Genomic DNA, 12,510 nt, shown 5'->3' on the forward strand with positions numbered 1-12,510 from the left:
TGACCCAGCCCCGTAATTTCCGGCCATGAATTTGCAGAGTCCTCGACACGAAGAGGATGACAGATGCGCAAATCACGATTTTCCGAAGAACAGATCATTGGGATGATCCGGGAGCACGAAGCTGGTGTGAAGACGGCCGATATCTGCCGCAAGTACGGCATCTCGGATGCGACCTTCTACAAGTACAAGGCGAAGTTCGGCGGCATGACGGTGTCGGACGCCCGGCGGTTGAAGACGCTGGAGGAGGAGAACTCGAAGCTGAAGCGCCTCCTGGCCGATGCCATGCTGGACAATGCCGCCCTGAAGGACCTGGCGACAAAAAACTTCTGACGCCCGATGCGAAGCGGAAGGCCGTGCACCACGTGATGGAAACGCATGGCCTGTCGGAGCGTCGGGCCTGCCTGCTGGCCGATCTCGATCGGTCCACCTTCCAGTATGAGAAACGCGATGGCGGTGACGAGAAGCTGCGCCAGAGGCTACGGGAGCTGGCTGGTGAACGCCGCCGGTTCGGCTATCGCAGGCTCGGCATCCTGCTGGACCGCGAGGGCCTCAGTGCCAATCACAAGAAGATCTACCGCATCTATGCCGAGGAGGGGTTGGCCGTGAAACGACGACGCGGGCGAAAGCGGGCGACAGGCACGCGTTCGCCCATGCTCCTGCCGGAACAGGCGAATGAGCGATGGAGCCTGGACTTCGTGTCGGATGCCCTCAGCGATGGCCGCCGGTTCCGCACGCTCTGTGTTGTCGACGACTTCTCCCGGGAAGCCCTGGCTGTGGTCGTCGATGTCTCCTTGTCCGGCGTGCGGGTCGCGAGGGAGCTGTCCCGCCTCATCGCCCAGCGGGGCGCTCCGAAGATGATCGTCTCCGACAATGGCACTGAGCTCACCAGTCATGCGATCCTGAAATGGGTCCGCGAGGTCGGCATCGAGTGGCATTACATCGCGCCGGGAAAGCCGACACAGAATGCCTTCGTCGAAAGCTTCAACGGCCGGCTGCGCGACGAGTGCCTGAACGAGCATCTCTTCGACAGTCTCGGTGACGCCCGGCGCATCATCGAAGCCTGGCGGATCGATTACAACACGACACGGCCGCACACCGCACTCGGCGGACTTGCTCCGTTGACCTATGCCGCTCAGCACCGCAGACACCGGCCCGGCTCGCTTGAGCGTCGCGGTGGCTCCGCTCGCCGGGCCTTGACCTCAAACCAACCAACAGAAAGAAAGGCGAACAGACTCTCCGAATGAACGGCCCGGATCACGGGGCTGGGTCAGATCAAGCATCCATGGCGCAATGGCACGATGCATGTGGAGGGGTTCTATACCTACCCAGAGGCCTACCAGCTTCTTACCTATGCGGCGTTCCTGATGCGCAAACTTGGCGCGTACTGCCAGCCTAACGAGGTTAGTGAAGAGCCTTCGGATGGAGTGCTGCAAGAGCAGTCCTGATGTTCGCAGATGTTTGCGAGAGCTACCAAAGGCCACAATTGCAACAAACTGCCGCGCTAAAAAGTTACATGTGGTGGAAGAAACTTCTTGCTACGACTAAGTTGGTAGTTAACTTATGACATATAGGAATCGGCGCGTTGACTCAGGCTGGCCTTCACGCTAGGGGCCGCCGCGCCTGATTCGGGTCTCTTCAGGGGCTGGAGGAACGAAGGGATTAATAATGCTGCAACGCTCATTCTTTGTACGCGCTTGCTGGGATGAGGAGGCGAAAGTCTTCTACTCGGAAAGCGATATAGAAGGGCTTCACATCGAGACCGAGACCATCGCAGAGTTTGAAGAGATTATGCGAGCGTCAGCTATTGAGCTGATTATTGCAAATCACGTATCTCCGCAGGAGATGTCATCAACTCCGATGAAAGATCTTGTGCCAAGCATCTTCTGGCAGCCGCCTCAAGGCGAACTCGTCTGCGCTTAACCAATGGCAGTAGGGTTTTATCGAGAGGTCACCAAGCACATAAAAAAAGCTGGTTACGCCTACGATGGAAACTTCAAAGGCTCTCACGAGCGCTGGAAACATAAAAAGACAGGGCACCTCGTTGAGGTGCCCTTTAATTTGAAAAGCCGTCATACAGCTAACGGCATTCTCAGCAGTGCTGGCGTAAAAAAGAAGCTCTAGTCGCCGTTCTCTTTCCTCTTAACGATCTTCCTAAACGCTCGTTCAAACTCTTCGCCAGACTCATCAGCCTCCGCCTCTTTAGCAGCGTCGACAAATCTTTGGCTTTGCGGCTTCTCGTCTTTCGACGGCTCTTTCTTTTTCGGCATACCACCTAGCCTCTTGCACGAGTTGTTTCGTAAGTGAGGCGCTTGCCCACGATACCGCAAATGAGATTGTCGGCGCGGGTCTTGTCGTCAATGCCTAGCCTCAAGCGGTTGTTGTGGCGGAAGTCGAACTCAGCGAGATAGCGGTGCAGGTGCTTCTCAGCGCAGTGCTGATAGGTGCCACGCATGCCGCGCTTGAACACCGAGAAGTAGCCCTCAGCGCTGTTGTTGTGAACGTCGCCGCGAACATACTCGCCAGCGGCATGGTCAACGGTTTCGTGGGTTGCGAAATGCTCGTCGCTGCCTTTGTAGAGGCGCGAGCCATCGGTGTGCAGGCGGCTTTCGCGGTCGATGTTCTCGCGCACGATTTTGGTCACAGTTACCTTGTCGGCGCGCGGGACATGGAAGCTACGAACCCGACCGCCACGCTCGACCAGAGAGACGATAGCGCGCTTGTTTGCGGGACCACGGCCACCCTTGGAGCCTTTGAACTTGCGGCCACTGGTGCGCTCTTTAAGCGGGTTTTCGACCTTGCCGTAATAGGTTTCGTCAGCCTCAACGACTTTGCCGCCGCCACCCATGGGAGCCAGCGCACCGGAGCGCATGGCTTCACGAATGCGGTGCGACATGAACCATGCGGTTTTCAGGGTCACGCCAAGGATGCGCGAAAGCTGGTTGGAGCTGACGCCCTTTTTGCTGGAAGCCATCAGATGAATGGCTTGAAGCCAGAGGTGCATCTTGACCTTCGATGCCTCAAAGATGGTGCCGACTTTCACGGTGAAAGGCTTGCGGCAGGCATAGCACTTGTAGACGCCGATGCGGGTAGACTTGCCCTTGAGCGCGCCGGAATTATCGACCACGCCGCAGTGTGGACATACGCGACCATCAGCCCAGACGCGGGCTTCCACAAATTTGTAAGCGGCCTTCTCGTCGTGGAAGTGGGGCGAAGAAAGGTAAGACATGGCTGAAACTCCTATGGTTATTAGGATACAGCCCGAATTGGGTACGTCAAGTATAATATTAGGATATTTTTCCTATTTCAGGAAATCAATCTCTTGTGGATCAAGCCGCTACGGCGCGCGATGCCAATGGATGCAGGGAAAAGACCGGCCGCGATATGCGAGTTTTTTTCCGCCGCAAAATATCGTGGCATAGCACCATGGACGGTGCCTCATCCGAGGCCATCTGGCGCAATGGCAGGCGGAGCCAGGCATGATGACCCTCGCCGAGATCGGTAACGCCCTGGTCCGGCCGGCAGGTTTCTGGCAGCGGCAGCCCGCCGCCCATGCGCCAGATTGAGGCGTACTCGTCAGGCAAATCGTCAACATGATAACCGCGCATATCGGCGCCAATCAGGTTTCTAAGCTGCGTTCCCATAAGGCGGAAGGTTGCGCCCCCCTGCCCGTCGAGTTCCAGAATTGAGATACAATGGAGATGCGCGCGCAGGGCGCCGGGGTCCAAGTCGCCTCGCAAAGGTACGGCGCCACTCTGCCTTCTGGAATTCCAGTAATCGACAATCTCTTTTTGAGCATCGATCAGGCTAAAAATATCTGATTGACTCGTCATCGTCAGCCACCCCAAGCGATTCGATAGAATCAGGTGTGTCTGAATTCGATTCGCGCGGCAAGAGTCAATCTAAGAAAAAATTAACCTAGATTGCCAAAGTATTTCATTTCGGAAACGCAACGACTTTGAATGTCAGTATTCGGTCGGCAGACTGAAAAGAACCGGCTTATTTCTTACCGGTCCCAAGACCCATCTTCTTTGCAAGCTGTGAACGTTTCCGTGCGTAACTTGGCGCGACCATCGGATAGTCGAACGGCAGGCCCCATTTTTCACGGTATTCATCCGGGGTCATGTCGTACTTGGCGCGAAGGTGGCGTTTCAGAGATTTGAACTTCTTCCCGTCTTCAAGACAGATCAGATAGTCGTCGGTGACAGACTTCTTCACCGGAATGGCCGGCTTGGCTTCCGGCACCTGGACTTCCTCAGTAGAGAGGTTGGTCAACGCATCGTGGACATTGCGAATCAGATTGGCGAGGTCGCTGCTTTGGACGGGATTGTTGCCGACATACGCTGCCACGATCTCTGTGGTCAGTTCCAGTGTGTCGACGCCAGGGGCTTTCTTGTCTGTGCCGGTATCCACATTGCTCTCCTTTACGCTCAAGCCCAATCAATTCATCTGAATGGGCTTGGTTCCAAGTACATTTCAATAAGTACAGCGACTTCCAGTAGAATACACTCACGGAGATTGCACTGATCTATATCAAGATCAGTGCATAGAATTTCGTTTCAGTAGTGGCGGATGTTCCTAGCGAATGAAGAACGCGATCAGCAGGGCGAGGCCCAGCAATACCGCTGTCCAGATCGCCATCCCGTTGAAGAGCCCGCCAGAAGCCAGCGTCCCCCGCGGGCTGAACGCCGCTTCAAGCCGTGAGAATGTCCGCGCGCTGATGCCGCCAAACACGCCGCTCATCGCCGGGCCGACCTTGGTCCAGACAAGACCCGCCCAGGTCGCAAGGCCGTAACCAGCCTTGCGGTAGATGATGTCGGTATCGATGATGATACCGCGTTTCTCTGGCGGATAGGCACCGAGGCGCTGCAGCAGGGCAAAAGCAAAGACCGCCAGCACGAGGAGCTGCATCTGTGTCAGGATATGATCGCCGGTATATGGCTCATACCGCACCGTATAAGGGTCGTTGGCGAATGGCAGGATCGAATAGAGCCAGTTGAAGCCAAAGCCCGGGAAGAAGGCTGGCAAGCCAACGGCTATACAGATGAAGGCGGCAAGCCCCATCGCGACGAGCATGTTGAACGGCGCTTCCTTGGGCCGCTTGCCGCTATCATGGCCAAAGAAGGCAAAGTACGGGATCTTGATGCCCGAATGCTCCAGCACACCAGCCGACGCGAAGAGAAGCATCAGCCATGGAATGAGGAACGCCCCGCCAGCGACCGCACTCATGGTCAGCGATTTCGACACGAAGCCAGAGAAGAGCGGGAAAGCCGAAATGGATGCCGCGCCGATCAGACAGAAAACCGTCGTCCACGGCATGGTCCGGAACAGGCCGCCCAGCTCAGTCGCCTTGGCCGTACCCGTCCTGTAGAGGACAGCGCCCATGCTCATGAAGAGCAGCGACTTGTACATGATGTGGCAGAAGGCGTGGGCCGCTGCGCCGTTCAGCGCCAGCGGCGTGCCGACACCGATTGCACAGACCATGAAGCCGAGCTGGTTGTTCAGTGAGAAGGACAGGACCTTGCGCAGGTCATTCTCGACGACGGCGAAGAAGACCGGGTAGATCGTCATGATCGCACCAATCCAGATAAGGCTCTGCTCGCCCGCAAAGGTGCGCGCCAGCGCATAGATGGCGAGCTTCGTGGTGAAGGCAGAGAGAATGACGGTGCCAACCACGGTCGCCTTTGGATAGGCATCGGCGATCCAGGTATGAAGGAACGGGAAGCCCGCCTTGATGCCGAAGGCGAGGAAGACCAGAAGCACGCCCGGATTACCAAGCTCCAGCGCGCGGATGCTCATATCGCCGGTATCGAAATAGATCTGCATCGCGCCGAACAGCAGCAACACGCCCGAAAGGACGTGCAGCCCAAGATAGCGCATGCCGGCCTTGTAGGCGGCCTGTGTCCCCGACCGGAAAATCAGGAAGACTGAGGTGATCGCCGTCAGTTCCCAGAAGACGAACAGGCTGATGAAGTCGCCGCAGAAAGCCGCCGCCACGGCCGCGCCCATATAGGTCAGCCCCATCGTGTCTTCGAACTGGCTATCCTGGTGCAGTGCGTAGACCGCATTGATGAAAGCCGCGATCAGGAAGGCGAGACCGAAGATGAAAGAAAGCGAGTCGACCCGGTAAAGCACCATGTCGAAGCCCATCATGGACAAGCTTGCGAGATCGGTCTCACGCGGCGCCGCAAGAAGGAGTGCAGTCGCGATAACCGGCGCCAGCAAGGCGAGCCCCTGCCGGATGCGCTGAACTGGAGTCACAGCGGCCAGCATCCCTGCAAGGATGAGCACCAGCCCCGGATTGATGGTTGCAAGAAGCCCGTTCATGGATGCGGCTCCGTTCCGGCAGGTTCCTGCTCATCCTCGTAATAGTCTTCTGAGCGGCGCATAAGGCGGCCAAGGGGCCAACCCGCAAGCACCACGAGCGTGAAGGCGCCGAAGCCCCAAAAGGCATTGAAGCCAAGCGTGCCGTCGATGCTGAAATAGGGATGGCGGAAATGCTCACCTTCCGGCGCCAGCATTTCGAGCACCGGCTCAATCGCGATCAGCAGGACCGATACGACGAGCAGCCCCCAGAAGATGGCCTTTCCTATCCACGGTTTGGTCGTCCAGCCGAACAAGGCACGTGCTGCTGGAACCGTCTGGCTCTCATCCGGCGCGTGTTCTCCGTGATCGCTCAGATGAGGCGGGGTTGCATGATCGCTCATGGCTGGCCTCCAATCGCTGGCAGAAGGAAATCGTAGAGCTCGCCCATGAAGAAGAACAGCACAAGCGTACCGACCGCCGTGAAGACAGGCGCAGCAACAGCAAGGGCCGGAGCTCCTTCTGGGCGTTTGTAGGGTGCAGGCTCTGGCGTACCGCGCGGCGGCATCAGGGCGAGGAACGCTATGGGCAGCAGATATGCGATGTTCAAAAGCGAGGAGATGATCAGCACCCAGGCGACATATGAATCGCCGCTTTCAGATGCGCCAAGCATCAGGAGGACTTTTGGCCAGCCCCCTGCAAGCGGCGGAAGACCGATGATCGACAGCGACCCGATAAGGAAGGCGGTGAACACCAGGGGCATACGCCGCCCAAGCCCGCGCATTTCCGAGATCGCCTTCTTGCCCGTCGCGACATAGATCGCGCCAGCGCACATGAAGAGCGTCATCTTGCCGAAGGCGTGTGCCGGGATCTGCAGTGCGCCGCCCATCATGCCAGCCTCATTCGCCAGCATCACGCCCGCCGTCACATAGGCCAGCTGCCCAACGGTCGAATAGGCGAGCCGGGCCTTCAGGTCGTCCTTCGTGAGAGCGATCAGCGAAGCCACAACAATGGTGAAACACGCCACGAAGAGGACGAAGTCACGCGCGGGGGTGTCAGCCAGAAGGTCTATGCCAAAGACGTAGATACCGACCTTGGCCATTGTGAAAACGCCTGCCTTCACGACTGCCACGGCATGGAGCAATGCGGAAACCGGCGTTGGCGCGACCATCGCATTCGGCAACCAGAAATGGACAGGCATCAAGGCTGCCTTGCCAATACCAAAGGCAAAGAGGATCAGAAGCGCGCTGGCGATCACCGGCGTTACACCCTCTACCCCGGCAAGTAGGCCGCCCGGCACGAAGTCCATGCTGCCAGCCAGCGTCGCCGTCCAGATAATGGCCACGAGAAGCAGGCCGATGGAGGTCGCGAGCAGCGTCATCAGATAGATACGGCCGCCGCGCAGCGCATTGGCGTCGCCCTTGTGCGCAACCAGCGGGAAGGTCGACAGGGTCAGCACTTCGTAGAAAACGAACAGCGTGAAAAGGTTTCCGGCCATGGCAACGCCCATGGCGCCCATCAGCGCAATGGCAAAGCACATGTAGAAGCGCGTCTGGTGGCGCTCCTTGTTCCCGCGCATATAACCGATGGAATAGAAGCTGTTCACGATCCAGAGGCCGCTGGCTACGAGCGCAAACATCGCGCCAAGCGGCTCTAGCTTGAATGCCAGATCAAGGCCCGGAACGACCGTACCGAGAACGTATTCTGCAGGCTCTCCGCCATTGATGGTCCCGGTCAGCAGGCAAGCGACAACAAAGAGCGCACCTGCGCCAACCAGCGTGACACCTTCGCGCACGTCAGGCAGTCGGCCGGTAAGGTAGATACCGGCCATGGTAACGAGCGGCAGGATAAGCGCCGCGAGGATCAGGAATTCACCGCTCATGACGCGCCTCCGATAAAGAGCGCCTCAGCTGCATCCGTTGCGAGGCCATAGACGAAGCCGCCATCGACACCGATCCAGATGTTCGCGATCGCGAGAATCCAGAGCGGAACGAGAATGAGGAGCGGCGCTTCGCCGTGTTCCTTGTGCGGATTGGCAGGCGCGCGGAAGAAGACCGCCTCGAGAATGCGGCCCATATAGATGACGGCCAGTACGCTGGAGAAGACCACGAGCAGCGCAGCCCACCACCAGCCGCTTTCGAGCAGCGCGGAGACGAGTGCGAACTTGGACTGGAAGCCTGCGGTCAGCGGCACGCCGATCAGCGAAAGACCTGCGATGGCAAAGGCCGTCATGGTCCAGGGGGCGCGGCGGCCGAGACCCGCAAAGTCGTGGATGCGCGTTCCCTGATAGGTCAGGACAGCGCCGGCGACGGCCATGAACAGCGCACCCTTCATCAGCGCGTGATTGACCAGATGGAACATGCCAGCGGAAACGCCCGCGGCGGTACCCAGCGAAATGCCGAGCAGCATGTAGCCGACCTGGGCAACCGATGAGTAAGCAAGCGTGCGGCGTATATCGGCCTGGAAGATCGCCTGGAAGGAACAGGCGAGCATGGCTGCAATGCCCATTGGCGCGAGGATCAGCGCGAGGCTCATGCCTTCAAAGGCAAAGTCGAGCGAGAAGACGCTGAACAGGAAGCGCACCATTGCGTAGATCGCGACTTTTGTCGCGGTCGCGGCAAGGAACGCGGTCACAAAGCTCGGGCTGTAGGAATAGGCGTTCGGCAGCCACTGATGCAGCGGAAACATCGCGGCTTTCAGGCCAAGCCCCACGAGGATGAAGGCAAAGCCAACCTGTACCGCACGGTTGCCGCCAACATCCTGAAGCTGGACCGCGAGGTCCGCCATGTTGAGCGTGCCGGTTGCCGCATAGAGGAAGCCTACACCAACGACATAGAAGCTCGCCCCGATTGTGCCCATCAGCAGGTAGTTGATCGCCGCTGGAAGCGCGCGCCGGTCGCGGCCTGACCCGAGCGCAACAAGGACATAGGTCGCGATGGACGAAAGCTCGAGGAAGACGAAGAGGTTAAACGCGTCGCCCGTCGCGGCCACGCCAAGCAGGCCCATGAAGCAGACCTGGAACGCGCCGAAGAACATGGCGCGCTTGCCGTCGGCGATCTCAGCTTTGATCGTCGGCCAGCCAAAGATGCTGGTCAGGAAGGCAATCACGCTGACGAGCAGCAGAATGAGCACATTGAGCGCATCTATTCGGAACTCGATACCATGCGGCGGCGCCCAGCCACCCATGGCATATGAGATGATCGCGCCGCCCTCGATGGAGCGGACCTGCGCCAGCAGGATCAGCGATAGCAGCGTACAGAGACCTGTGACGATAACCGTCATGCCCCATGCGACGCGGCCACCGCCCGGCAGGAATGCCGCAATCGGTCCGGCCAGCATCGGCAGCAGGATAAGCAGCGCGGGTGCGTGCGCTTCAGCGAATGCTGGCGCGATTTGAAGGATCCAGTCCATCATGCCGGGTTCGCCTCATCAGCCTGGTCGACAGCGTACTCGGCGCGTGCGACCTCAAGGTCAGTCTCGCGGATCTCGTCGCTTTCGATCGTACCGTACGCTTCCCTGATGCGCACCACGATGGCGAGGCCGACGGCAAGCGTCGCGACACCCACCACAATGGCTGTCAGCATAAGGACGTGCGGGAGCGGGTTGGAATAGACGTGCTCAAGCCCATGGCTGGCCGCGCCATGTGCAGCGTCGGCAGCCCCATGTGCTGCATCTGATGCGGCGTGAGCCGCTTCGCTGGCGGCACCGTGCGCGCCAGCTGCCTCATCATGACCGCCGCTATGTCCCTTGGCATCCTTGCCGTAGAGGATCGGCGCGGTACCGCCATCAATGCGGCTGAGCGAAATGTAGAAAAGGATGATCGATGTCTGGAAGATCGAAAGACCGACCAACTTCTTGATCAGGTTCGTTGCGGCGAAAAGCGTATAGAGGCCGATCATCATCAAACCGATGATCGCCCAGTAATTGCCGCGCTCGAGAACGAATTCCAGCATTACCAGTCCTCGTCCTTGATCTCTGTGACGCGGCCCGCAAACGCGTAGAAAATCGACAGCATCGACCCGGCAACGGCGAATAGCACGCCAACCTCAACAGCGATGATGCCGTAGTGCTGGCCCATATGGCCGCCCGGCTCTTCGTTGAACAGAACGTCGTAGTCCAGGAAGTTGCCGCCCATGATCAGCGCCCAGACACCAACGCCGGCGAAGATGATGAAGCCGAGCGCCGCAAGCGATCTTGCGAACACCGGCGGGACCGCGCGCATCGCAGGTGTGATCCCGAAGACCAGTGCGTAGAGCACGACGGCGACAACGATAATGACGCCCGCCTGGAACCCGCCGCCCGGGCTGTAGTCACCATGGAAATGAACATAGAGCGCAAACAGGGCGATGATCGGAATCAGCGGCTTTGCGACAACGCGCAGGATGACGTGATGATCTGAACGCGGGCCCGCCATTATTTCTTGTCCTTCTTGCGGTTGAAGGTCGCAGAAAGCGAGCGCTCACCGAAACCAAGCAGGAGGATCACAGCAAGCGCCGCAGTAAACACAACGCCCGTCTCACCCAGCGTATCGAAACCACGATAGCTTGCGAGAACGGCTGTCACGATGTTCGGAACGGCGATTTCCCTGGGCGTGCGCTCAAGATAATCGGTGCCGACATATGTATTGGCCGGACTGTCCGGGTCACCGAAGGCTGGCAAGTCAATCGTTGCATAGACGAGCATCGCGCCTGTCGCGAGGACGACCAGGATCGGTACGATCTGCATGGCGCCTTTTTCAGGCTTGGCCGTACGGGCGGTAAGCAGCATCGCGCCGAGAAGGAGCGCGGTGGAAATACCAGCGCCAACGGCAGCTTCGGTGAATGCCACATCGACCGCATCGAGCGCGACGAACCATGTCGCAGAGATGAGTGAGTAGATACCCGACAGCATCACGATGGCGAACAGGCTGCGCATACGCGCAATCGCTACGCCAACAACGAAAAGAAGGCCGAGCAAAAGAACGTTGATGAGAGCGATGGCGAGATCTGCGCCAGAATAACCAGCGATCATGCCTCCTCCTCTCTATTGTCTGGGCGCCTCAGGTCGCGGCCGAGGACGGGCTGAAGCCCTGCCGTATGGGCCGCGTTCGCGAGCGCGTGAGAACCAGTCGGGCTGGTCAGGAAAATGAAGAGCCAGATTGCTGCCAGCTTGAAGACGACCAGCCAGTTCGGCGCAAGAATTGCCATCCCGAGAAGGGAGAGCGTGACAGCGCTCGTGTCAGTGATACTGGCTGCATGCAAGCGGGTGAAGAAATCAGGAAAACGCAGCACGCCGATCGAGCCGATCAGGGCAAGCAGCGCGCCAATCACGCAAAGGATACCACCGACCCACGGTTTGAGAAACATGAGGATGTCGAGAAGCTCAGACACTATCGCCCCCCTGCTCTGTCGGCGTCTTCGTGACTGGCCTGCGATGGAGAGGTACCTGGAAGGAGCGGTAGCGGAAGAATTTCAGGATCGCGATCGTCGAGACGAAGTTGATGAGCGCATAAAGCACAGCAATATCAAGCCAGTCCGGACGACCCAGCACAAAGCCGAGAAAGCCGATGAAAAGCACGGTCTTGGTGCCGAGCGAGTTGACGGCCAGCACGCGGTCATAGAGCGTTGGCCCTAATAGCGCGCGGACAAGCGTCAGCCCGATCGCGATAATAATTGCGACAGCAGCGATCTCGGTCATGCGGCCAGCTCCTCCTCACGCTTGCCATCGGCAGCGCGATAGGAACGCAGATCCATCTCGTCAAACGAGTCCGGCGTGGCGTCTTCTTCGAAGAGCGCGTGGATCAGAAGCTTGTTACCCTCAACCTCAACCGTCACCGTTCCCGGCGTCAGCGTGATCGAGTTTGCAAAGATCGTTTTAGCGAGGTCACTTTCGCAGCGCGTCTTCACTCGCACAAAAGCCGGATTGATGTTCAGATTTGCACTGACGCATGCCTTGATGACCGGCCAGTTCGCCTTGAATATCTCAACCATGAGCCAGGCCCAGTAGGACAAAATCGGGATGGAACGGCCATATGGTGAGCCTTCCCGGTCAACAGTTTCGAGGCGAGAAGCCAGAACAACCGAGATGAGAATCGAAATGCCGGCAAGAATGAGCAGTAAAGGCTTGTAGATCCCCGAAAGGCCAAGCCAAAGTGCGGCAAGCACAAAGATCAGGCCTGCAAAATAACCCACGAGTTAGCCGCTCCCATTACGCCACAAGACAAGTATGGGT

Annotated in this window: 17 protein-coding genes; 3 read left to right on the forward strand and 14 right to left on the reverse strand. The window is 58.5% G+C overall.

Annotated elements, in window-relative coordinates:
* Window positions 1–63: 63 nt before the first annotated feature.
* The 3 genes from D1224_RS12375 (at window position 64) to D1224_RS16875 (ending at window position 2,121) form a co-directional block, all read left to right on the forward strand.
* Window positions 64–1,244 (forward strand): IS3 family transposase gene (locus tag D1224_RS12375; RefSeq protein WP_119377970.1). Its coding sequence is split into 2 segments (ribosomal slippage): window positions 64–313 and window positions 313–1,244, totalling 1,182 coding nucleotides; the frame shifts between segments, so codons are not numbered across the junction.
* Between the two features lie 421 nt (window positions 1,245–1,665).
* The gene (locus D1224_RS12380; protein ID WP_119380280.1) at window positions 1,666–1,920 is read left to right on the forward strand and encodes a DUF1902 domain-containing protein; all 255 of its coding nucleotides are present in this window, start codon (window positions 1,666–1,668) and stop codon (window positions 1,918–1,920) included.
* 3 nt (window positions 1,921–1,923) lie between these two features.
* Entirely contained in the window at window positions 1,924–2,121 is a 198-nt protein-coding gene (locus tag D1224_RS16875) for a type II toxin-antitoxin system HicA family toxin (RefSeq protein WP_119380281.1), read from the forward strand.
* On the opposite strand, the gene D1224_RS16515 is transcribed toward D1224_RS16875, so the two are convergent.
* The 14 genes from D1224_RS16515 to D1224_RS12450 form a co-directional block, all read right to left on the reverse strand.
* Window positions 2,118–2,267, reverse strand: a complete 150-nt coding sequence (locus D1224_RS16515; protein ID WP_182482284.1) for a hypothetical protein — start codon at window positions 2,265–2,267, stop codon at window positions 2,118–2,120. The genes D1224_RS16875 and D1224_RS16515 overlap by 4 nt on opposite strands.
* A 5-nt stretch (window positions 2,268–2,272) precedes the next feature.
* On the reverse strand, window positions 2,273–3,226 hold the full coding sequence (locus tag D1224_RS12390) for an IS1595 family transposase (protein WP_119380282.1): 954 nt from the start codon (window positions 3,224–3,226) through the stop codon (window positions 2,273–2,275).
* A gap of 100 nt (window positions 3,227–3,326) precedes the next feature.
* The gene (locus D1224_RS12395) at window positions 3,327–3,845 is read right to left on the reverse strand and encodes a PAS domain-containing protein (protein WP_119380283.1); all 519 of its coding nucleotides are present in this window, start codon (window positions 3,843–3,845) and stop codon (window positions 3,327–3,329) included.
* 151 nt (window positions 3,846–3,996) lie between these two features.
* On the reverse strand, window positions 3,997–4,410 hold the full coding sequence (locus D1224_RS12400) for a MucR family transcriptional regulator (RefSeq protein WP_119380377.1): 414 nt from the start codon (window positions 4,408–4,410) through the stop codon (window positions 3,997–3,999).
* A gap of 165 nt (window positions 4,411–4,575) precedes the next feature.
* Complete coding sequence (locus D1224_RS12405) at window positions 4,576–6,324, reverse strand: Na(+)/H(+) antiporter subunit D (protein ID WP_119380284.1); 1,749 nt, start codon at window positions 6,322–6,324, stop codon at window positions 4,576–4,578.
* Window positions 6,321–6,704, reverse strand: a complete 384-nt coding sequence (locus D1224_RS12410; protein WP_119380285.1) for a hypothetical protein — start codon at window positions 6,702–6,704, stop codon at window positions 6,321–6,323. The genes D1224_RS12405 and D1224_RS12410 overlap by 4 nt, the downstream gene beginning before the upstream one ends.
* The gene (locus D1224_RS12415) at window positions 6,701–8,182 is read right to left on the reverse strand and encodes a proton-conducting transporter transmembrane domain-containing protein (RefSeq protein ID WP_119380286.1); all 1,482 of its coding nucleotides are present in this window, start codon (window positions 8,180–8,182) and stop codon (window positions 6,701–6,703) included. Before D1224_RS12415 ends, D1224_RS12410 begins: the two co-directional genes overlap by 4 nt.
* Window positions 8,179–9,711, reverse strand: a complete 1,533-nt coding sequence (locus D1224_RS12420) for a monovalent cation/H+ antiporter subunit D family protein (RefSeq protein WP_119380378.1) — start codon at window positions 9,709–9,711, stop codon at window positions 8,179–8,181. Before D1224_RS12420 ends, D1224_RS12415 begins: the two co-directional genes overlap by 4 nt.
* Window positions 9,711–10,253: a cation:proton antiporter subunit C gene (locus D1224_RS12425; RefSeq protein ID WP_119380287.1), complete on the reverse strand. Its 543-nt coding sequence runs from the start codon at window positions 10,251–10,253 to the stop codon at window positions 9,711–9,713. The genes D1224_RS12420 and D1224_RS12425 overlap by 1 nt, the downstream gene beginning before the upstream one ends.
* Window positions 10,253–10,714, reverse strand: coding sequence for a Na(+)/H(+) antiporter subunit B (locus D1224_RS12430; RefSeq protein ID WP_119380288.1), 462 nt, complete (start codon window positions 10,712–10,714; stop codon window positions 10,253–10,255). The genes D1224_RS12425 and D1224_RS12430 overlap by 1 nt, the downstream gene beginning before the upstream one ends.
* Window positions 10,714–11,310, reverse strand: a complete 597-nt coding sequence (locus D1224_RS12435; RefSeq protein WP_119380289.1) for a DUF4040 domain-containing protein — start codon at window positions 11,308–11,310, stop codon at window positions 10,714–10,716. The genes D1224_RS12430 and D1224_RS12435 overlap by 1 nt, the downstream gene beginning before the upstream one ends.
* Entirely contained in the window at window positions 11,307–11,669 is a 363-nt protein-coding gene (gene mnhG / locus D1224_RS12440; protein WP_119380290.1) for a monovalent cation/H(+) antiporter subunit G, read from the reverse strand. The genes D1224_RS12435 and mnhG overlap by 4 nt, the downstream gene beginning before the upstream one ends.
* Window positions 11,662–11,976, reverse strand: a complete 315-nt coding sequence (locus tag D1224_RS12445; RefSeq protein WP_119380291.1) for a monovalent cation/H+ antiporter complex subunit F — start codon at window positions 11,974–11,976, stop codon at window positions 11,662–11,664. Before D1224_RS12445 ends, mnhG begins: the two co-directional genes overlap by 8 nt.
* Window positions 11,973–12,470 (reverse strand): Na+/H+ antiporter subunit E, encoded by a 498-nt coding sequence (locus tag D1224_RS12450; protein ID WP_119380292.1) that lies wholly within the window; start codon window positions 12,468–12,470, stop codon window positions 11,973–11,975. Before D1224_RS12450 ends, D1224_RS12445 begins: the two co-directional genes overlap by 4 nt.
* Window positions 12,471–12,510: the final 40 nt, after the last annotated feature.

It is taken from the genome of Henriciella barbarensis, assembly GCF_003576345.1.
GTDB classification, from domain to species: Bacteria; Pseudomonadota; Alphaproteobacteria; order Caulobacterales; family Hyphomonadaceae; genus Henriciella; species Henriciella barbarensis.

Excerpts from the sequence above, each read along its gene's own strand:
- D1224_RS12430 (WP_119380288.1), bottom strand. The coding sequence starts at position 10,714 with ATGGCGGGCCCGCGTTCAGATCATCACGTCATCCTGCGCGTTGTCGCA.
- D1224_RS12405 (WP_119380284.1), bottom strand. The coding sequence starts at position 6,324 with ATGAACGGGCTTCTTGCAACCATCAATCCGGGGCTGGTGCTCATCCTT.
- D1224_RS12390 (WP_119380282.1), bottom strand. The coding sequence starts at position 3,226 with ATGTCTTACCTTTCTTCGCCCCACTTCCACGACGAGAAGGCCGCTTAC.
- D1224_RS12445 (WP_119380291.1), bottom strand. The coding sequence starts at position 11,976 with ATGACCGAGATCGCTGCTGTCGCAATTATTATCGCGATCGGGCTGACG.
- D1224_RS12380 (WP_119380280.1), top strand. The coding sequence starts at position 1,666 with ATGCTGCAACGCTCATTCTTTGTACGCGCTTGCTGGGATGAGGAGGCG.
- D1224_RS16515 (WP_182482284.1), bottom strand. The coding sequence starts at position 2,267 with ATGCCGAAAAAGAAAGAGCCGTCGAAAGACGAGAAGCCGCAAAGCCAA.
- D1224_RS12420 (WP_119380378.1), bottom strand. The coding sequence starts at position 9,711 with ATGGACTGGATCCTTCAAATCGCGCCAGCATTCGCTGAAGCGCACGCA.
- D1224_RS12435 (WP_119380289.1), bottom strand. The coding sequence starts at position 11,310 with ATGATCGCTGGTTATTCTGGCGCAGATCTCGCCATCGCTCTCATCAAC.
- D1224_RS12425 (WP_119380287.1), bottom strand. The coding sequence starts at position 10,253 with ATGCTGGAATTCGTTCTCGAGCGCGGCAATTACTGGGCGATCATCGGT.
- D1224_RS16875 (WP_119380281.1), top strand. The coding sequence starts at position 1,924 with ATGGCAGTAGGGTTTTATCGAGAGGTCACCAAGCACATAAAAAAAGCT.
- D1224_RS12415 (WP_119380286.1), bottom strand. The coding sequence starts at position 8,182 with ATGAGCGGTGAATTCCTGATCCTCGCGGCGCTTATCCTGCCGCTCGTT.
- D1224_RS12410 (WP_119380285.1), bottom strand. The coding sequence starts at position 6,704 with ATGAGCGATCATGCAACCCCGCCTCATCTGAGCGATCACGGAGAACAC.